At 74.4% G+C, this 18368-nt stretch carries 23 protein-coding genes; 9 read left to right on the top strand and 14 right to left on the bottom strand.

The features are described 5' to 3' along the window. Window positions 1-5: 5 nt before the first annotated feature. Both AB0O29_RS15580 and AB0O29_RS15575 read right to left on the bottom strand, forming a co-directional pair. Complete coding sequence (locus AB0O29_RS15580) at window positions 6-1547, bottom strand: AMP-binding protein (RefSeq protein ID WP_365151815.1); 1542 nt, start codon at window positions 1545-1547, stop codon at window positions 6-8. Between the two features lie 102 nt (window positions 1548-1649). After that, on the bottom strand, window positions 1650-2471 hold the full coding sequence (locus tag AB0O29_RS15575) for a nucleotidyltransferase domain-containing protein (protein WP_365151813.1): 822 nt from the start codon (window positions 2469-2471) through the stop codon (window positions 1650-1652). 71 nt (window positions 2472-2542) lie between these two features. Between AB0O29_RS15575 and AB0O29_RS15570 the strand changes: the two genes are divergently transcribed. Then, complete coding sequence (locus AB0O29_RS15570; RefSeq protein WP_365151811.1) at window positions 2543-2977, top strand: VOC family protein; 435 nt, start codon at window positions 2543-2545, stop codon at window positions 2975-2977. 49 nt (window positions 2978-3026) lie between these two features. Here AB0O29_RS15570 and AB0O29_RS15565 read toward each other — a convergent pair whose 3' ends face one another. After that, window positions 3027-3230, bottom strand: a complete 204-nt coding sequence (locus AB0O29_RS15565; protein WP_365151809.1) for a cold-shock protein — start codon at window positions 3228-3230, stop codon at window positions 3027-3029. A 156-nt stretch (window positions 3231-3386) separates the two neighbouring features. On the opposite strand from AB0O29_RS15565, the gene AB0O29_RS15560 reads away from it, so the two are divergent. Beyond that, window positions 3387-4142: a class I SAM-dependent methyltransferase gene (locus AB0O29_RS15560; RefSeq protein ID WP_365151807.1), complete on the top strand. Its 756-nt coding sequence runs from the start codon at window positions 3387-3389 to the stop codon at window positions 4140-4142. 22 nt (window positions 4143-4164) lie between these two features. Here AB0O29_RS15560 and AB0O29_RS15555 read toward each other — a convergent pair whose 3' ends face one another. Beyond that, a complete protein-coding gene (locus tag AB0O29_RS15555) occupies window positions 4165-4416 on the bottom strand; it encodes a hypothetical protein (RefSeq protein WP_365151805.1) in 252 nt (83 codons plus the stop codon). Between the two features lie 176 nt (window positions 4417-4592). Here AB0O29_RS15555 and AB0O29_RS15550 point away from each other — a divergent pair, with 176 nt between their 5' ends. From AB0O29_RS15550 to AB0O29_RS15540, 3 genes are all read left to right on the top strand, one after another. Beyond that, window positions 4593-4973: a hypothetical protein gene (locus AB0O29_RS15550; protein ID WP_365151803.1), complete on the top strand. Its 381-nt coding sequence runs from the start codon at window positions 4593-4595 to the stop codon at window positions 4971-4973. A 97-nt stretch (window positions 4974-5070) separates the two neighbouring features. Further along, window positions 5071-6324, top strand: a complete 1254-nt coding sequence (locus tag AB0O29_RS15545; RefSeq protein ID WP_365151801.1) for an NAD(P)/FAD-dependent oxidoreductase — start codon at window positions 5071-5073, stop codon at window positions 6322-6324. After that, window positions 6321-6503, top strand: coding sequence for a hypothetical protein (locus AB0O29_RS15540; RefSeq protein ID WP_365151799.1), 183 nt, complete (start codon window positions 6321-6323; stop codon window positions 6501-6503). Before AB0O29_RS15545 ends, AB0O29_RS15540 begins: the two co-directional genes overlap by 4 nt. On the opposite strand, the gene AB0O29_RS15535 is transcribed toward AB0O29_RS15540, so the two are convergent. Beyond that, on the bottom strand, window positions 6500-7159 hold the full coding sequence (locus AB0O29_RS15535; protein ID WP_365151798.1) for an AAA family ATPase: 660 nt from the start codon (window positions 7157-7159) through the stop codon (window positions 6500-6502). The two genes, AB0O29_RS15540 and AB0O29_RS15535, sit on opposite strands and share 4 nt — an antisense overlap. Before the next feature lie 263 nt (window positions 7160-7422). Here AB0O29_RS15535 and AB0O29_RS15530 point away from each other — a divergent pair, with 263 nt between their 5' ends. Beyond that, on the top strand, window positions 7423-7899 hold the full coding sequence (locus AB0O29_RS15530) for a lamin tail domain-containing protein (RefSeq protein WP_365151796.1): 477 nt from the start codon (window positions 7423-7425) through the stop codon (window positions 7897-7899). A gap of 125 nt (window positions 7900-8024) precedes the next feature. Further along, window positions 8025-8915 (top strand): NAD-dependent protein deacetylase, encoded by an 891-nt coding sequence (locus AB0O29_RS15525; RefSeq protein ID WP_365151794.1) that lies wholly within the window; start codon window positions 8025-8027, stop codon window positions 8913-8915. A 71-nt stretch (window positions 8916-8986) separates the two neighbouring features. Here the strand turns inward: AB0O29_RS15525 and AB0O29_RS15520 are convergent, their stop codons facing one another. The 8 genes from AB0O29_RS15520 to AB0O29_RS15485 form a co-directional block, all read right to left on the bottom strand. Beyond that, the gene (locus AB0O29_RS15520) at window positions 8987-9502 is read right to left on the bottom strand and encodes a hypothetical protein (protein ID WP_365151792.1); all 516 of its coding nucleotides are present in this window, start codon (window positions 9500-9502) and stop codon (window positions 8987-8989) included. A 172-nt stretch (window positions 9503-9674) separates the two neighbouring features. Continuing rightward, entirely contained in the window at window positions 9675-10736 is a 1062-nt protein-coding gene (locus AB0O29_RS15515; RefSeq protein WP_365151889.1) for a chitinase, read from the bottom strand. 183 nt (window positions 10737-10919) lie between these two features. Next, window positions 10920-11924 carry a BtrH N-terminal domain-containing protein gene (locus AB0O29_RS15510; RefSeq protein WP_365151790.1) on the bottom strand — a complete coding sequence of 335 codons (1005 nt, stop codon included), beginning with the start codon at window positions 11922-11924 and terminating at the stop codon, window positions 10920-10922. Between the two features lie 56 nt (window positions 11925-11980). Next, window positions 11981-12415 (bottom strand): hypothetical protein, encoded by a 435-nt coding sequence (locus tag AB0O29_RS15505; RefSeq protein ID WP_365151788.1) that lies wholly within the window; start codon window positions 12413-12415, stop codon window positions 11981-11983. 250 nt (window positions 12416-12665) lie between these two features. Next, window positions 12666-13136 (bottom strand): hypothetical protein, encoded by a 471-nt coding sequence (locus AB0O29_RS15500; protein WP_365151786.1) that lies wholly within the window; start codon window positions 13134-13136, stop codon window positions 12666-12668. A 46-nt stretch (window positions 13137-13182) separates the two neighbouring features. Further along, complete coding sequence (locus AB0O29_RS15495; RefSeq protein WP_365151784.1) at window positions 13183-13680, bottom strand: DUF5990 family protein; 498 nt, start codon at window positions 13678-13680, stop codon at window positions 13183-13185. Then, window positions 13677-14117 (bottom strand): CPCC family cysteine-rich protein, encoded by a 441-nt coding sequence (locus AB0O29_RS15490; RefSeq protein WP_365151782.1) that lies wholly within the window; start codon window positions 14115-14117, stop codon window positions 13677-13679. The genes AB0O29_RS15495 and AB0O29_RS15490 overlap by 4 nt, the downstream gene beginning before the upstream one ends. An 8-nt stretch (window positions 14118-14125) precedes the next feature. Further along, on the bottom strand, window positions 14126-14926 hold the full coding sequence (locus tag AB0O29_RS15485) for a maleylpyruvate isomerase family mycothiol-dependent enzyme (RefSeq protein ID WP_365151780.1): 801 nt from the start codon (window positions 14924-14926) through the stop codon (window positions 14126-14128). A 149-nt stretch (window positions 14927-15075) separates the two neighbouring features. Here AB0O29_RS15485 and AB0O29_RS15480 point away from each other — a divergent pair, with 149 nt between their 5' ends. Next, window positions 15076-16737 (top strand): phosphodiester glycosidase family protein, encoded by a 1662-nt coding sequence (locus tag AB0O29_RS15480; protein WP_365151778.1) that lies wholly within the window; start codon window positions 15076-15078, stop codon window positions 16735-16737. Window positions 16738-16938: 201 nt separating this feature from the next. On the opposite strand, the gene AB0O29_RS15475 is transcribed toward AB0O29_RS15480, so the two are convergent. Beyond that, window positions 16939-17511, bottom strand: coding sequence for an alpha/beta fold hydrolase (locus AB0O29_RS15475; RefSeq protein WP_365151777.1), 573 nt, complete (start codon window positions 17509-17511; stop codon window positions 16939-16941). A 110-nt stretch (window positions 17512-17621) separates the two neighbouring features. Between AB0O29_RS15475 and AB0O29_RS15470 the strand changes: the two genes are divergently transcribed. Continuing rightward, complete coding sequence (locus tag AB0O29_RS15470) at window positions 17622-18221, top strand: TetR/AcrR family transcriptional regulator (protein ID WP_365151775.1); 600 nt, start codon at window positions 17622-17624, stop codon at window positions 18219-18221. The last annotated feature ends 147 nt before the right edge of the window (window positions 18222-18368 follow it).

Genomic DNA, 18368 nt, shown 5'->3' with positions numbered 1-18368 from the left:
CCCGGTCAGGCGGCGCCGGAGGGTGTCGCCGCCCGGGCTCGGAGCAGCTTCTTGTCCGGTTTCCCCGCGTCGGTGAGCGGCAGTTCGTCGACGAAGGAGAAGCTCGCGGGCTCGTACATGGCGCCCTTGCGCTCGCGCACCAGGGCACGCAGCTCCGTCTCGCCGACGTCGGCGCCGGGCGTGCGGACGACGGCCGCGTGGACCCGTTCCATGAGGTTGGCGTCCGGGACCCCGAGCACGGCGCTCTGCAGGACCTGCGGGTGGGAGTTCAGCACGTCCTCCAGTTCCACCGTGTAGACGTGGCCTCCCACCACCACGATCATGTCCTTGAGCCGGTCCACGATGGTGAGGTATCCGTCGGCGTCGACGAACCCGATGTCACCGGTGTGCAGCCAGCCGTCGCGCAGTACCTCCGCCGTGAGCTCGGGCTGCTTCCAGTAGCCCTCCATCACGTGCGGGGAGCGGACGCAGATCTCCCCGTGCTCGCCCGGGGGCAGGTGCCGTCCGCCCGCGTCGAGGACGGCGACCTCGACTCCGTCCATGGCCTTCCCGGCGGTGCGCAGCAGTTCCGGGCGTGCCGGGTCGTGGTCCTCGGGCAGGAGCATGCTGATGCCGCCCGCTTCGTTCTGGCCGTAGAACTGGTGCAGTACGGGGCCGAAGCGCCGGACCGCCGCCGCGAGCCGGGCCGGGGAGGAGGCGCAGCCGCCGTAGGTGAGCACGCGCAGGCCGGAGGTGTCGGTGCGGTCGATCGCCGGGTGGTCCATCAGCTGGTAGAGCAGCGGCGGCAGCAGGAACATGTGGGAGATGTGCTCGCGCTCCATGGCGGCGAGCACCGCCCCGGGCTCGAACTCGTCGAGCAGGACGACGCTCCCGCCGCGGTGCAGCGTGGCGTCCGCCATGAGGCCGGCGGCATGGGCGAGGGTGGTGCACACCAGCGCCCTGATCCGCGTCTCCTCGGACCAGTCCGGTCCGATCGACGACCACTGGCCGAAGGTCGTGCAGATGGCCTTGGGGTGGCCGGTGGTGCCGCCGGTGTGGCGGATGGTGCAGATGTCCTCCGGTCGCGCCTCGCCCTGTAAGGGCTCGGCGGACTCCCCGGCGGCGAGCATGACGAGGTCCGGTTCCGTGTCGGTGCCCCCGCCGAGGAGCAGCACCCGGTCCAGGCGCACCCGGCGGGCCAGGTCGGCGGCGCGCTCGCGGTGGGCGGGGTCGGCCAGCAGCGTCCCGGTCTCGACGTCGCGCAGGATGTCGGCGTGCACATCGGCCGAAAGACCCGCGTAGAGATGGTTCACGGCGCAGCCGAGCAGCCCTGCCGCGTAGCGGGCGGCGATGGTCTCGGGGAGGTTGCCGGAGAGCAGGGTGACGGTCTGGCCGCGCCGCACCCCCCGGGAGCGCAGTGCGCGGGCCGTGCGGTGGACGAGGTCGCGCAGTTCGCCGGCGCTGACGCGCCGGTCGTGGTGGACCAGGGCCTCGCGGCCGGGGTCCTTCGCCAGGGCGTCGAGGATCTCCTCCACGTGGCTGCGGAAGTGTTCGCCGGTGGCGTCCATACCACTCCTATTGGTTGACTTGAGCAACTAGCGGCAGGTTAACCGCCGAAGATCCACAAGCCCAAGCCGGACGCCGACATCCGGCCACTCTCCGCTCAGCGGTCACCCTCGGTACGCGAGCCGCCCGCACACGTCCGCGACCAGCCCGTCCGCGCTGTCCAGTGCGGCGGACAGGGCGGCCGGGGACGCGCCGAGGGCGGCGAACAGCCCTTGCGCCCGCACGGAGAAGTCCGCGGGGGCCACCGCGAGCTCCCCGGCCTCCCGGACGGCGCCCTTCTCGTTCAGCACCCAGCGGCCCGCGTGGGCGTGCAGCCCCTGCACGAGGAGCCCGACCGCGCGGAAGAGGCAGCCGGCGACCTGGAAGGCGTCCCCCCGAGAGGCCCCCTTGCGGGCGTTGGCCAGGCAGAAGGGGGCCTCCCACAGCGTGTTGGCGACCAGGGCCGCGCGCAGGGGCTCCGGATACCGGGCCGCCTCCCGCCGCAGGGCCGCCAACTCGCCCCCGGAATCGGCGAGAACGCGGCCGAGGGCGACCTCCCCGACGTACGCGTGCGAGTACACCCCGAGCGGATGGCCGGCCTGGACCCCGACCTCGAAGCGCCCGGCCCGGCAGTCCTCCCAGATCCGGTGGACGCGGTCCAGGTCCCGGTAGATCCAGTCGACGGCCCGGCCGTCCACCGTCAGCCACGCCCCGCCGTCCACCCAGGGCCCCCAGCCGCCGGGTTCCGTCACCTCCACCGGCACACCGGCGAACTCGGCGGCGAGCCGCCGCAGGGCGTCGGTGTCCAGCGGCGGCCGGTAGTACAGCCCGAGGTCGAAGTCCGACCCCGGATGGTGGGTCCCCCTCGCCCGGCTGCCGCCCAGACACACCCCGGCCACGCCACCGACTCCGGCGAGCCGCTCCGCCATCTCCCGCAAACGGTCCATGACCCGAGAGTCTGGGGAAACGGCGCGGGCGGCGCGACTCCTTTCCCGCCGCCGGGGCGTACCGTGACCCCATGGAGCAGCGCATCACCCTCGTCACCCTGGGGGTTTCCGGCCTCGCCCGCGCCAAGTCCTTCTACCAGGCCCTGGGCTGGCGGGGGCAGGAGGTCGAGGAGACCGTCTTCTTCCAGGCCGGCGGCCTGGGCCTCGTCCTGTGGGACCGGGGCGCGCTGGCCGCGGAATGCGGCCTGGAGCCCGGTCCCGGGGGCGGATTCGGCGGGATCGCCCTGTCCCACAACGTCCGTTCCGACGCGGAGGTCGACGCCCTGCTCTCGGCGGCGCGCCGGGCCGGCGCGACGATCACCAAACCGGCCGCCGTGAACGCCGTCGGCTTCTACTCCGGCGCCTTCACCGACCCCGACGGCCACGCCTGGGAGATCGCGCACAACCCCGCGTTCCCCTTCAACGAGGACGGCTCGATCACCCTCCCCGACTTCGGCGGGAGTTAGGCCGCCCCGGCGGACTCCGCACCCGGCCGGGGCCCGCGCGCCCGGTGCCTCAGAGGGCCCTGACGTCCGCGGCCTGGGGGCCGCGCTGGCCCTGCTGGACCTCGAACTCCACCCGCTGGTTCTCGTCGAGGTTCCGGTAGCCGGACCCCACGATCGCGCTGAAGTGGACGAACACGTCCGCGCCGCCGCCGTCAGGCGAGATGAACCCGAAGCCCTTCTCCCCGTTGAACCACTTCACCGTTCCCTGAGCCATGTGTCCGGACCTCTCGACGACCAACTCGGGCCCCCTGCCGGGAGCCTGGATGGCATCACTGCCCCACCCGCGCACCGGTTACGCATCAACCCGGCCCGCACGGCCGGGCACCCGGCCGGTACCGTCGTCCCGGACACGCCGACGGACGGAACGCACATGGCCAGAATCGACTACGACGGCGCGACCGCGGCATCGTTCCGCGCCGCCCGCGAGATCCCCCGGAGCGGGCTGGGCGCCTGGGAGGAGGCCGTGCGGCGGCATCTGAACCCCGTTCCCGGCATGACCGTCGTGGACGTCGGCGCGGGCACCGGCGCGTTCGCGACGGCCTTCTGCGACTGGTTCGGGGTGCGGGTGGTGGCCGTCGAACCCTCCGGGGCCATGCGCGCGCTGATCCCCCCGCGCGCCGGCATCGCCGTCCGCGCGGGCCACGCGGCGGCCCTGCCCCTGCCGGACGCCGGCGCCGACGCGGCCTGGCTGTCCACGGTGACCCATCACGTCCCCGACCTCGCGGCGGCCGCCCGGGAGATCCGGCGGGTACTGCGCCCCGGCGCGCCGGTACTCGTCCGCAACGCCTTCGCGGGCCGCTACGAGCGGCTCCGCATCGTGCGCTGGTTCCCCGAGACCGCCCGCACCCTCGACACGTACCCGTCGGTCGAGGAGACCTGCGAGGCCTTCGCCTCCGCCGGATTCACCCGGGCCGCCCTGGAGTCCGTCCCGCAGAGCGACCTGTCGAGCCTCGCCGAGCTGCTGGAGCGCGCCGACACCCTGCGCACGGCCGACACGCTGATGCGCGGGCTCACCGAGGAGGAGTTCGCCCGGGGCAAGGAGCGCCTGCGCGAGGCGGTGCTCGCCGGCCGGACGCCGCGGGGCGCGGACCTGACCTCCTCGCTGGACCTCCTCGTCCTGCGGTGAGCGGGCGCACCGCCTTCGCCGGCTAGGAGGGCGGGGCCGGGCGGCGGAGGGTGAGGAGGGCCAGGGCGACCTTCATGCCGGTGGACACCGTCAGGGCCTGGAGGAAGGGCATGCCCGTGAGCCACAGGGCCACCATCATGACCGTCAGGACCAGGAACGCGGGGAGCAGGTTGGTCCGCAGGACCACCGACCTCAGCCGTCCGACCCTGCCCCGGCGTTGATCCGCCGGCCCGGCCGGGCGCGTCGTCAGGCCCTGTTCGTCGGCTCGTGGCATCGGCGGCCGCCCTTCGCTCGCGCTCGTCCCCGCCTCGAGCCTGCGGCGCGGCCGGGCGGACCGCCACCGGCGGCGGCCGCGCGCGCCGCCGTCCGGCGTACGGGTTCACCCTCGGCCGCCGCGCCGGGCCGCCCGTACAGTGTCCGCGGCGCGGCACGGAGCACGGCCTGAGGGGGATGTCCGACATGGTGTACGAGGCGGGGACGAAGGGGCGCGCCGATGTGGCGTCGGCGCTGCGGTTCGCGACGGAGCTGTGCGCGTGGGTGGCCGCGCCGTGGGCGCTGGCCTCCTGGTCGGTGGCGGCGGCGGTCGCCTCGGTGGTGCTGCTGATCGGGCTGCCGACGGTGTTCGCCACGCCCGGGGACAAGAACCAGGTGATCGTCCCCGTGCCGGGGGCGGTCACCGTCGGGCTCGTCCTGCTGCAGCTCGTGGCCGCCGTCGCCGCCTCCTGGGCGGTGTGGCCGACCTGGGCGGCGGCCGCGGTGACGGTGCTCGCCGTCGCCTGCCTGTGGACGGAGCGCCCGCGCCGGCGCCGGCTGCTGCGCGGGACGGGCTGACCGCGGGCGAGGGCGGGCGGCGCGTCCCTGCTCCCCGCGCGGACGGCCGCGCGTAGCCTGGCGGCAGCCCGAGTCGGGCGGGAAGGCGAGGGCGCTCATGGCCGAGGCGCGGGACGACCGGTACGACGTGGTGGTCGTCGGGGCGGGGGCGGCGGGGCTGGCGTGCGCGTCGGACCTCGGGGCGGCCGGACTGCGGGTGCGCCTGCTGGAGGCCGAGGACACGGTGGGCGGACGCATCCGCACCGACCGGGTCGCGGGCTTCACGGCCGACCGCGGCTTCCAGGTGTTCAACACCTGCTATCCGCAGGTCAGGCGCCGGTTCGAGCTGCCCGCCCTGTTCCTGCGGCCGTTCACGCCCGGGGTGCTGGTGCACACCGACTCCGGCCGGCTGCGGCTCGCCGATCCCACCCGGCGCCCGCGCGACGGCGTCGGCCTCCTGACGGGCGGCCGGGTGAAGCCGCGCGACGTGCTGGCCTTCGGCGCCCTGTCGGCCCGCGCCCTGCTCGCGCCCGCCTCACGGATGCGGGCGCGGCCCGACGTCAGCACCGGGAGGGCCCTGGCCGACGCGGGCTTCTCCGAGGAGTTCGTCGAGACGTTCTTCCGGCCCTTCCTGTCGGGCGTCTTCCTGGAGGACTCCCTGGAGACCTCCGCCCGCTTCTTCCACCTGGTCTGGCGCAGCATGCTGCGCGGCACCCTCTGTCTGCCCCGCGACGGCATCGGCGCCGTGCCGGCGCAGCTCGCCTCGGGCCTGGCCCCGGGGGTGGTGCGCACGTCGTCGCCGGTCTCCGGGCTGACGCCGGGCGGTGTGGTGCTCGACGGCGGGGAGCTGCGGGCGCGGGCCGTGGTCGTCGCCGCCGGGGCCGGTGCGGCGGCCCGCCTGCTGCCGGGGCTCCCGCCGGCCGAGGGCCGGACCGTCACCACCCTGTACCACGCGGCCGAGCGCTCCCCGCTGCCCGAGCCGACCCTGCTGGTCGACGCGCGCCGCCGGTTCCTCAACTCGTGCGTCCTCACCGAGGTCCAGCCCGGCTACTCCGCCGACGGCAGGGCCCTGGTGTCGACCTCGGTGCTCGGCGCCCCGGGTCCGGCGGAGGAGGCCGCCGTCGTCTCCGCCCTCGCGGAGGCGTACGGCACGGACACCGGGACCTGGGAGCCCGTGCACCGCGTCACGGTGCGCGGCGCGCTGCCCGCGATGCGCCCGCCCCTGCCCCTCACCCGCACCAGCCGCCTCGCCCCGGGCCGCTACGTGTGCGGGGACCACCGCGCGACGGGATCGCTCCAGGGAGCGCTGGCCTCGGGGGCGCGCGCGGCCCGCGAGGTACTCGCCGACCTCACGGCCGCCGGGGCCGGATGAGGATCGGGTTCTTCACGTACGGGGTGAACCGCCGGTGGGGCGTCCGGGTGGACGGGACGGACCTGCGGGAACCCCTGGTCGAGGCCGTCCGGCCGGTGGGGCCGTACGTCTTCGAGCGGGCCGCGTACGAGCGGGCCCTGGCCCGGCCGCTTCGGCTGCGGGAGGATCCGTTCGCCTAGGGGGCGGTCGCCTGTGCAGGTACCCGGGGGTCGGTGAAGCGGGCGCGGGGTGAGGTGTCGCGCAGGCGGCGGTCCAGGAGGACCACGGAGGTGAAGCCCGTGGCCCCCGGCGGGGCGGTTTCCCCGATGCCGGACAGGAGGGCCGCCAGGCCCCGTTCGTGGGTGGCGAAGACGCGGGGCGACGTCAGGCGGCGGCGGGCGTGCTGGCCGGAGAGGGCTTCGCGGGACCCGACGTCGAGGAGGACCATGTGCGCGGGCCGCCCCGCCCGCCCGGCGCTGCGGGTGAGCCAGCGGCGCAGCCAGGTCCGGGTGCCGCAGTCGTGGATGAGCAGCGGCTCCGGGCCGCGCATGGCCGTGCGTATCCGGCGCATGTGGTGCAGCCGCGCCAGGGGCCGGTACAGGGCGTAGGGGAGCCAGGAGGGCAGGGCCGCCTCGCAGTCGGCGCGGGTGGCGCGCGGGTCGAGGACGGCCGCGGCGGGGGCCCACGCGCGCAGCAGGGTGCTCTTCCCGCTGCCCGGGAGTCCGGCTATGACGACGACCGCGTCCCGCGGATAGGACAGGCGTATGCCCGTGTCCGTCCCGCCCCGCAGGTCGACCGTTCCCCGCGGGGTGATGTCGCGGACGGCGCCCGCCTCCGTCCGCGCGGTGCTGCGCATGCCCACGTGGGCCTCCTGTTCGTCCGCCCGCCGCCCGTCACCACGGCGGTGACCGGCCCTCCATCGTCGTCGACCTTATCCGCACGCCCCTCACAAGGGAGAGTCATAGAAATGTCTAGATTGAGCAATACGTCATGTCTCCACCGGTTTCAGGGGTGATCGGGCACCAGAGTGTGGCTCCTCGGCAGGACGCCGGGAACTGCTCGGAGCCCGTCCGGCCCGTACGGGGCCGTGCCGTGCCGCCCGTTGAAGGAGCCATCCGCATGTCCGCTTCCGTCGCCACCCGTCGTACTCTCGCCGCCGTCCTGGCCGTGGGCGCCCTGATCGGTGCCGCCGCCGTGCCGGCCGCGGCCGCCGACGACCACCGGCACGGCCACCACGGCGCGCACTCCCCCGTCGTCATCGGTGACGTCGAGAACGCCGGCCGCGGCCAGGACAACCGCGCCCTGAACGGCGAGTGGGTCGAGGTCAAGAACACCGGCCGCAACCCCGTCAACCTGCGCGGTTACACCCTCACCGACCAGCAGGGCAACCGCTACCGCTTCAACGACCTGCGCCTGGACGGCGGTTCCGCCGTGAGGGTGCACACCGGCAAGGGCCGCGACAGCCGCCACGACGTCTACCAGGACCGCCGCCGGCAGATCTGGGACGAGCGCGACACCGCCACGCTCCGCGACGCCCGCGGCAACGTCGTCGACACCGAGTCGTGGGGCCGCCGGGGCCACCACCACCACGGCTGATCCCCCGCGGCGGTTCCCGCACCCACCCCGTACGGGAACCGCCGCGGACCGGATCACGGCGTGCCGCGGCGAACCGGCCGGGGCACGCCGTACCCGTGCGCCGGGCGGGTTCGTACCCTGGAGGCATGCGTACGCGTCCCACCCTGGACTGGACCCCCACCGAGGAGCCGCCGCCGGGCACCACCGACCCGCGGCCGGTCGCCGACGCGCTGCGCGCCGGCGGCGTGCTGGTGCTCAGCGGGGCGGGCCTGTCCACGGAGTCCGGCATCCCCGACTACCGCGGCGAGGGCGGGAGCCTGAGCCGCCACACCCCGATGACCTACCAGGACTTCACCGCGAGCGCCGGGGCCCGGCAGCGGTACTGGGCGCGCGGCCACCTCGGCTGGCGTTCGTTCGGCCGCGCCCTGCCCAACGCCGGGCACCGGGCGGTGGCCGCGTTCGGGCGGCACGGGCTGCTCTCGGGTGTGATCACCCAGAACGTCGACGGGCTGCACCAGGCCGCCGGCAGCGAGGACGTCGTGGAGCTCCACGGGAGCCTGGGGCGGGTCGTGTGCCTGTCCTGCGGGGCCTTCAGCCCGCGCCGTGAGCTGGCGCGGCGACTGGAGGAGGCGAACGCGGGCTTCGCGCCCGTGGCGGCGGGGATCAACCCCGACGGGGACGCCGACCTCACCCGGGAGCAGGTCGGGGACTTCCGCGTGGTGCCGTGCGCGCGCTGTGGCGGGGTCCTCAAGCCGGACGTGGTGTTCTTCGGCGAGAGCGTTCCGCCGGCGCGCGTCGAGCACTGCCGGCGGCTGGTGCGGGAGGCGTCCTCGCTGCTGGTCCTGGGCTCCTCGCTGACGGTGATGTCCGGGCTCCGGTTCGTCCGCCAGGCGGCCCGGGAGGGGAAGCCGGTGCTGATCGTGAACCGGGACCGGACCCGGGGCGACGCGCAGGCCGTCACCCGTGTCGCGCTGCCGCTCGGAGCGACCCTCACCGCGCTGGCCGAAGGGCTGGGCGTCCCGCTCGACGAGGGATGAGCCCGGCCCGGGGATCCCGGGGGGGCCGTCACGGCCGCGGACGGCTGGGGCGCTCCTCGGCCGGCGCGCCGTCAGCCGGCCGCGGGGCGGGCGGGCAGCCGGGTGCCGCAGCCGGTGCAGTAGCGGGCGTCGACCTCTATGGCGTGCCGGTGGCACTGGACACAGACCAGGTGCACGGCGCACTCCGGGGGCGCGGAGGCGGCGGGAGCGGCAGGGGCGGCGGAGGCGCCGGCTGCGGGCGCGATGCTCATCCCCCGGCGCCTGCGGTGGACGGTCAGCACGACCAGGCCCTTCGGCCCGGCCAGCAGCGCCCGGGCGGAGCCGCGCGGCAGCAGGGCCAGGAAGCCGGCGGACAGGTGCGACTGGGCGCCGTCCAGGGTGAGGATGCCCGTTCCGGAGACGACGACCAGCATCACGTCGACCTCGTCCTCGGTGTACTGCGCGCCGCCGGTGCCGGGCAGGTGCCGCACCAGGTTGGCGTCGAGCTGCCGGTCGTCGCCCCGCAGCCGCCACAGGGCCCCGCTCTGCCCTTCGGCCACCGCCGCGAGCAGCCCCGCGACCGTGGCCGTCTGCGTCTTGTGCTCCACCTCCATCAAGGTGCCCTCTCCACGTCCGGCCCGCGTTCCACCCCCCATGATCCCGCACACCCGCCCCGGCACGGGACCGGGACGGGCAGGGATCACCCGCACAGGGGGCTCGCGAACACGTGCGCCACCGCCACGGGCGGTTCACCGGCCCTCGGCGGCACCGGCCCCGGCGTCAACGGCCCTGGAGGGTCCGTACGTTGTCGCCGAAGGTCCAGTTCCGGGACCCGTCCCAGTTGAGCGACCAGGTCATCAGGCCCTTGAGCCGCCCGCCGTAGGAGTTCCACGCCTGGGAGACCAGGCCCGGGCCCATGTAGCCGCCGCCGGCGCCGGATTGGGCCGGAAGGCCGGGGACCTGCTTGTCGTAGGGCACCTTGATCGTGGTGTTCTGGACGACGAGGCCCCGGTCGAGGCAGTCCGTCTGCGCCTTGAAGCCCGCGACGGTCCCCGCGGAGTAGGAGTCACCGGCGCAGCCGTACATGCTGCCGTTGTAGTACTGCATGTTGAGCCACCACAGCCGGCCGTTGTCCGCGTACTTCTTGACGATGGGCAGGTAGGCGCCCCAGATCGAGCCGTAGGCCACGCTGCCGCCGGTGACGTAGGCGGTCTCGGGGGCCATCGTGAGGCCGAATCCGGCGGGCATCCGGTCGAGTACGCCGTCGATGATGCGGATCAGGTTGGCCTGGGACGGGGAGAGCCGGCCGATGCTGCCGGAGCCGACGAGGCCGGTCTCGATGTCGATGTCGATCCCGTCGAAGTTGTACTTCTTGAGGAGGGGGACGATGGTCTCGACGAAGCGGTCGGCCACCGCGGCCGAGCCGAGGTCGATGCCGGCGGCCGCGCCGCCGATGGACATCAGCACGGTCAGGCCGTCCTGTTTGGCCTGGCACATCTCGGCGGGGGTCGGTACCTTCACGGTGCTGTCCATGCCGTCCTCCCACAGGACGGTGCCGTCCGAACGGATCACCGGGAACGCGGCGTTGACGACGTTGTAGCCGTGGGCGCGGATACGGGCGTCGGTGAGGGGGATCCAGCCGAGGGGCGGGTGGACGCCGTTGGCGGCGCCGTCCCAGTTCTCCCAGTATCCCTGGAGGACCTTGCCGGAGGGCTTCGGCCGTACGGCGCAGGTGTCGGGTGCGAGCGGGCCGGGATGCGGCGGGCCGGCCGCCGCGGCGGGTAACGGGGCGAGCAGGGCCGCGGCGAGGCCGAGGCCGAGCAGGCGGAGGGTCCGACGGATCATGAGGTGCTCCCTTCGCGCCGTCCGCACCCGGGGGGCGGACGTGCGGGCAGGCCGGAATGACCGGGAGTGATCCGCCTCAACGTAGGTTTGGTCCAGACCATCCGTCAAGGGTCGCGGCAGGAGCCCGGCAGGGCCGGCCGGGCCAGGCCCGGCCGGTCCGCCGCCACCGCCGCCGCCGCGTCAGCCCGCCAGGGACCGGACGGCCTGCCGTTCCAGGTCCAGGGAGCGGTCCACCTGCCGCGCGCACGCGTCGAAGAGGGCCCGGCGCTCACCCGGACCGGCGTCCGGGGCGGTGTCCCGGGCGAGTGCGGCCAGCTCCGACCAGTGCCCGGAGGACTCCCTGAACAGCGCGGCGGCCTCCGCGCGGCCGACGAGGTCGAGGAAGTCGGCGTACAGCGGCCGCGTCGCGCCCGGGGCGGTCCACTCCTCCTCCAGGCAGGCGTACAGCCGCCCGGTGCCCGCGCGGAGCGCCTCCGGGGTACCGCCGAACCGGCGCTCCCAGCCGGCGGCGGTGCTGCCGTCGCGCAGCTGCGCGGCGAGCCTCTCCATGCCGCTGAAGCCGAAGTTGACGTCGAACGCGTTGCCCAGGACCGGGCCGGTGAGGTGCGTGACGGTGGAGGCGATCGCCCCCGCCACGTCGGGCTCGCCCTCGGGCGGCCCGGTGGGCACGATCAGCTGGTGGCGGCCCTTGCGGTGCGCGGTCCAGGCGGCGCCGAACTCCTCGCGGTCGATCCGGTACGGGGTCTCGGCCCCGTCCTCGACCAGCAGGTCGTCGCCGTCGTACCCGGCGATGACGACGGTGTACGGGTCGGTGCCGGTCATCTCGGCGTCCGGGTCGGAGCCGTGCCAGGGCAGGGCGGAGCGGTCGACCACGCAGAAGGCGGGCTGCCCGGCGTCGAGCGCGGCCCGGACCCGGCCCCAGCGGGGGTTCATCGCCCGGGTGGCCTCGTAGGGAACCCCGAGGCGGCCGAGGGCGACCTGCACCCACGGCTCGGGGTGGGCCTGGGCCACGATCGTGAGGATGGGCAGCCTGCCCTCGTACTCGAACACGAAGTACATGAAGCCGACGCCGCCGGCCAGGCCCGCCACGAGCTCCTCGTCGTGGACGCTGCCCAGGGCGTGCCGGATCAGCGAGGCTTCCCGGTGGCGTCCGGTGCCGAAGTCTTCATATGCGAGCACGGTCATGAGGCCACCCTAACCGTCGAAAAGGGCAGCTCAGCGCAGAGCGGGGTGGTCCGCCGTCAGCACTTGAGACCGGTCGAGGCGGCCGTGGAGGCCTCGTCCAGCTTCAGGATCTGCGGCTGGAGCTTGGTGAGCGCGTCCTTGCCGGTGGTGTCGCCGGGCAGGGCCTCGTAGCCCTTCTTCAGGTTCTCCGCGGCGTCCTTGACCGCGTCCTGCTCCGCCTGCTTCATCTTGGCGAGGTTGCTCTTGACGTTCCCCCAGTCCTTCTGGACGGCGTCGTAGGCGTCCTTGACCTGGTCCTTGGTCGCGGAGGTCGGGTTCAGGGCCTTCAGCTTGGCGTTGTCCGCCTTGAGGGCGTTCAGATCCGTGCACAGGTCGGCGGCGGCCTTGGTGGCCTGCTCCGCGGCCGAGTTGTCGTTGCTGTTGTCGGAGCAGGCTGCGAGTCCGAGCGCCGCGCTGACGCAGAGCACGCCGATCACGGGGAAGCGCTTCATGGGAGGCCTTTCTCACAGGGGCGGGACCGGACGTACGCGATCTTTCTGTACGCACGGCCAAACTATGCAGAAAGAGGACGTAACGCATCTGCACGGATACCGTTCGGAGTCGCCCCCCAAGGAGCGTGCGCGCCGGTTCGCGGGGTGCATCCGGTGCTAGACGTGGTGGCTTCGGACACCGCGGCGGCGGCCTGACCGTTGCCGTCCGCCGCTATGCGGGGCCGGGGAGTGCGGAGCACGGCGGCACGCCTCACCCCGCTTCGCCGGTGAGGCAGGCGTGACACAGGCACCGGTCCGGGTGCGGGGCGTTCGGCGCGATCTCGGCCCGGTAGAGGGACGCGTACCGCTCCAGCGCCGCGGAGACCTCCGCCGCGTAGTCCGCCGAGCCGAACCCGCTTGCCCGTCGGGCCTCTTGCAGCCGCTCCAGGACCCGCGGCGTGTGGACGAGTTTCGGCCGGAAGCCGTACAGGTCGCGCGTCGCCATGTCGATCACGATCCACCGTCCGGTGTGCCGCTCGCGTCCCACGGACGTGATGCGGTCACCCCCCGGGCCCCAGTAGGCGTCGGCCACGTACACCTTCGCCCCGCCCTTGAAGCTCTTCGTGCCGGGGCGCAGCTCCCGGCCTCCCGGCCCGCACCGGCGCCATGCCACCACGTTCGCGGCCACCATCCAGACCGGCTCGCGCCACGGGCCGTTCGACGGGTCGTTCGACGGGTCCATCCGCCCTCCCCTTCCAGCGGACGCGCGTCCTCGTCCGGACGGCTGATCAAAGGCGGTGGTCCCGGTCGACGGCTTCGGCGGTCCAGAGGACGCGCGGGGGCACGACCCGCGCGCACAGCGGGTGGCCGAGGGCGTCCGTGAGGCCGAGGCGTCCGACCAGCAGCCCGCCGCGGGCGGCGTCGTGCAGGGTCTCGGCGGGGACTGCGTCGAGGAGGAGTTTCGCCCGGCGGAACATGGTGAAGGCGCCGGACTCCTCGACGGTGCCCCAGGACAGGTAGACGAACCTGCCTCCCGGCCGGCCCTGTACGTAGGGGCCCCTGACGTCCGTGCCGGAGGCGGAAGGGGCCGTGGTGCACTCCAGGGTCCAGGTGGCGCGGGCGGCGTCGCCGGGGTACGGGTCGAGGAGGCCGGCGCGCGGGTTCCGGTGCTGGACGGCGACGTGGACGTTGCGGTACACCTCCCCGCCGGCGTCGGCGGGCGCCCCGGCAGGGCAGGTGAGGCCGGGCAGGTCGTGGCCGTCGATACGGATCCGCAGACCGGTCATCGCGGCTCCCTTCCCCGAGTCCCGCACGCGTCGTCCTCCGGGCCCACGGTCTCACGGACGGACGGCGCGCCGTCCGGCACGCCGCGGGCATCCGGGGGCCGGCCACTCCCCCGGCCGACCTCGTCCGGGACCTGGCGGCGGGCTTCCGACCGCCACAGCCCCTCGCCGCCGTGCGCCAAGGACGCGCCGGATTCCCCGGCGGCCTCCTCCAGGTAGTCCAGCCGGGCCCGCGCCAGGCTCAGGCGGCCGTTGGGGCCGCCCCGGACGAGGTGGGCGTCCTCGTCGTCCTGCCCGTCGTCCTCCCATCCGCACTCCGGGCAGATCTCGAAGTCCGCACGGCGCTCCAGCGTTCGGTGGAAGCAGCACGGACACGCGACGGGCGCGTGCGCGGCCTCGTGCGCGGGGCGGGTGGGGGGTTCTCCGGCGGGCACGGCCATGGATGCTCCTACTCTTCCGGTTCCCAGTCGCGGAGCAGGTCGAAGAGGCCCGCGTCCCCGTCGATCCGTACGGAGCCGGCCGGGATGCGGTCGTAGACGAAGAGGATCAGTTCTCCGGCCGTGCCGTGGACGGAGACACCGGCCGCCTCCGGCTCTTCGCCGGGAGCGGCGGTGGCGGGCAGACGGCGGGCCCGTGCGCCGTCGCCGTCGACGGTCAGCCGCCAGGAGCGGCCCTCGGCGGCGTGGAAGTCGAAGGCGGTGGGCTTGTGCGGCCAGGCGCCGCTCGTCGCGACGCAGGTGGACAGGAACTCGTCGACGCCGTCGAGCGCCACGTCCCGCGGCAGCGGCTGCGGGGCGGCCGCGGTGAGCTGGGCGTCGTAGGTGTGCACCGCGGTCTCCTGCACCCGGTGGCGTGCCACGCCGCCGGCGGTCCGCGGCGACTGCGACGCACCCCACCACGTCCAGCACCCCCGTTCCGGACCCGCCTCCCGCAGGGCGCCCAGCAGCGCCCGGGTCGACTCCTCCAGCCAGGCCGACAGCGCCTCCCGCTCGCGCGGCACGACCAGCGCGGCGCGCGCCGCGACCGCCTCGGCCGGGGGCCCGGCGGCGGGCCCCGCACCGACGATCTCGGCCCAGAACCGGTCTCCCCCGCCCAGGTGCCGGGCGAGGTCGAGCAGGGTCCATTCGGGACAGCCGGGCACCTGTGCGCCGAGGTCGGGCGCGGTGGCGACGGCGGCACGGAAGGCGGCCGACCGTTCGTCGATCAGCCTCAGCAGGTCGGAGTGTTCGAGTTCGCGTTCGTGTTCCACTGCGGCTGTCTATCACTCCGCTCGGGTTCCCGGACAGGGATTTTTGACATCAACCACAGATGACTGATTATCAATTGTGGTTGAATCTTGGGGGGGTTCCCCCGCACGGTCCTCGCCCGCAGCACCGTTCCCTCCACCTGAGGAGTGTCTTGCCCAGACCGTCTCGCGGCCTCGCGGCCGCCGTCGCACTCGCTTCCCTGGCCGTGCTGCCGCCCGGCGCGTCGGCCGCGGCGGACGATTCGAGCGGCGCGGCACAGCACATGCCGCTGGGGCCCGCCGATCTCCAGACCGTCGCGCAGGCCCCCCAGACCCTGGCGCCCGGGGTCACGTACCGGAAGTTCGTCCAGGGCCAGGCCTCGGACCTGTGGTCGGTCGAGCTGGAGATCCCGCGCCCGGGCGGCAAGAGCTGGCAGCTCGGCAACCGGACGTACGCCGACGCCCTGGTCAGGGACCTGGCCGCCCAGGGGTTCACGGGCCGGGTCGACTCCTGGCAGGTGCCCGTCCTGACGGGGGGCGGCGGATTCCTATACGAACACAGGGTGCGGGTCGGGCAGTTCGACCCGAACGGCCGCGCCGACGCGGACCGGCTGAAGGGCCGGCTGGAGTCCGCAGGCCACTCGGCCCGCACCGTCTACACGGCCCAGGACGGTTTCCCCAGCACCGGGCCGTGGCAGGTACGGGTCGTCACGGTGGACCCCACCGCGGCCGTCGCCTTCAAGGCCGTACACGGACAGGACATCCGCACGACGCAGTCGGTCCGCGACATGGCCGCGGCGGCCGGAGCCCTGGTCGCGGTCAACGGGTCCGAGTTCGACATCGACTCGCCGGGCAACGAGAACTTCTCGGGCCACGACGGCGACCCCGAGGGCCTGTACGTCCAGGGCAACAGCCTTCTCAGCGAGGCGAACAACGGCCGCACCGCCCTGCTCCTGGAGGGTGCGGGCGGCCGGGTCCGCGTCGACGAGATCACCTCCAGGACCCAGGTGACGGCTCCCGACGGCGAGGTGCGCCAGGTCGACGGCATCAACCGCGTGCCCGGCCGGATCCGGGGCTGCGGCGGAACCGGCGACGACCGCCGCCTCGACGGCAAGGGCGCGAATCCCGAGGCCAGGCCGTGGCGCGGGATCATGTGCGTCGCGGACGACGAGGTCGTGGTCTTCCGGCCCGAGTGGGGGGCGTCGACCCCGCCGCCGCGACCGGAGGCGACCGGCGGCGTCGATGTGGTCATGGACGGCAACTGGAGCGTCAAGGAGATACGTCCGGCTGGCGGGCCCATCCCCGCGGGCGCCAGGGTCATGCAGGGCATCGGCGCCGGGGCGGACTGGCTCCGCGCGCACGCCGTCGTCGGCCAGGCCTTCAAACCCGGCACCGGCATCACCGACTCCCAGGGCAGGCCGGTGACCAGCCCGACCCTGTCCGCGGTCGCGGGCGGCGGCCCCGCCCTGGTCCGCGACGGCGAGGTCATGGTCAACACGGTGGCCAACGGCATGCACGACGCCGTGTACGGCACCCCCACCCGAGCCGTCATCGAACGGCACCCCCGCACCCTCGCCGGCGTCACCGCGGCCGGCGAACTCCTGCTGGTCACCATCGACGGACGTGACCCCGCCACCAGCGTCGGCGTCACCGTCCAGGAAGCCGCCGAGGTCATGAAGTGGCTCGGCGCCAAGGACGCGCTCAGCCTCGGCATCGGCGGCGACACCACCCTCATCGCCAACGGCACCCTGTACAACCGCCCCATGGACAGCTGGACGGCGAGCGCCCCCACCGAGCGCAAGGTCGGCAACGCCGTCGTCGTCGTGCAGAAGTAGTCGTCACGGCCCCCCCCGGCATGGGGGGGCTGCGGCGGCGCCCGGCCTAGAACCGCGCGTCGGCGGGGGCCACGTCCGTGTCACGGGCCAGGCCGCGGAAGGCGTTGCGCGCCCCGGACAGGCCCGAAGTGGCCAATCGCGGAGCCGCACCCACCGAGCGCGCCGGGTGCGGGACGCCGCCCCGCGAGGACGGGCCCTCCGCTACGGGAGCAGCTCGGCCACCAGGCGCAGGGCCTCCGGCAGTTCCCGGCGCATCCCGCCCGTGCTGGGGAAGTGCCCGCCGGACGGCGTCAGCGTGGCGGTGGCCCCCAGTTCGGTGACGAAGCGCATGACGTGCTCGCCCGTGCGGGCGCCCGTCACCGGGTCGTCCGCCGCGTGCAGCACCCTGAAGGCCCTCGCGGCCGCCCGGATGCGCGCCCAGTCGAACTCCGGCTCGAAGAAGCCGGCGAGCGCGTCGTACCCCACCTCGCCGGACATCGAGGCCACGAACACCGCGCCCGCATAGGGCCCCTCGGCCTCGGTGTCGTGCTCCTGGAGGAGCCTCAGCAGGTTCACCCCGCCCAGGCTGTGGCCGACGAGCACGGTGTCGGCGGGCCGGCCCACGGCCTCCTCCCCCAGCGCCTTCAGCCACGCCCCGGCCTCCGGAGCCTCCGGGTCCGGGAAGTCCGGCACCCGGACCTCGTGCCCGGCGGCCCGCAGTTCCTCCGACAGGTACGGGTACCAGTGGTCCCCGCCGCGCATCCCGTACCCGTGCGCGATCACGATCTTGCCCATGTCTCCCCCTTGAGCCTCGAGATTTCAAAACGCTACGGAGCGTTTCGATAAAAGTAGCACGGCGCCCCCTGCGGGTCCAGCACCCTGCCCGCCCTGACTACGCTGTCGCCGTGGCAACCAACCCCTCACCACGCACCGGTGGACGGATCCGCAACGACGAGGCCCACGAGGCCGTCCTCGACGCGACGACCGACCTCCTCGAATCCGGCGGCTACGGCGCCCTGACCATCGAGGGGGTCGCCCGCCGGTCCGGCGTGGCCAAGAGCACCATCTACCGGTGGTGGAAGACCAAGGGCGACCTCGTCATGGAGGCGTACACCCGCACCACCGCCCACCGCGTCCCCTCCCCCGACACCGGGACGCTCACGGGCGATCTCACGGCGCTCCTGCGCGACCTCTACGCCATCGCCCACCACCCCGCACGCGCCAAGGCGCTGCGCGGACTGATGGCCGAGGCGCAGCTCGACCCCGCCTTCGCCGAACCGTTCCGGGCCTGGATCGAAACCCGGCGCGAGGTCCTGGCGGAGGTCTACGGCCGGGCCGCCGCCCGCGGCGAACTCGCGGAGGACCTCGACCTCGCGCACGCGACCGACCTCGTCTACGGCCCCTTCTGGTACCGCCTGCTGGTCGGCCACGCCCCGCTCGACCCCGCGGACGCCCCCGCCCACGCGGCCCGCATCCGCACCGCCCTCGCGGCGCGGGGGGCCTGACCGGCGCGCGCGCCAACGCGGAGACGCCCGGCCGGGGATTCCCGGCCGGGCGTCTTCGTGTGGTGCTGGTGTGTTTCCGCTGGTGGTTTAGTACCAGTGGTTGTTCTGCCAGAAGTTCCAGGCGGCGACGGGGCTGCCGTAGCGGTC

The sequence above is a fragment of the Streptomyces sp. NPDC089915 genome (genome assembly GCF_040684675.1).
Taxonomy (GTDB): domain Bacteria; phylum Actinomycetota; class Actinomycetes; order Streptomycetales; family Streptomycetaceae; genus Streptomyces.
This window is presented reverse-complemented; position numbering and strand designations above follow the sequence as displayed.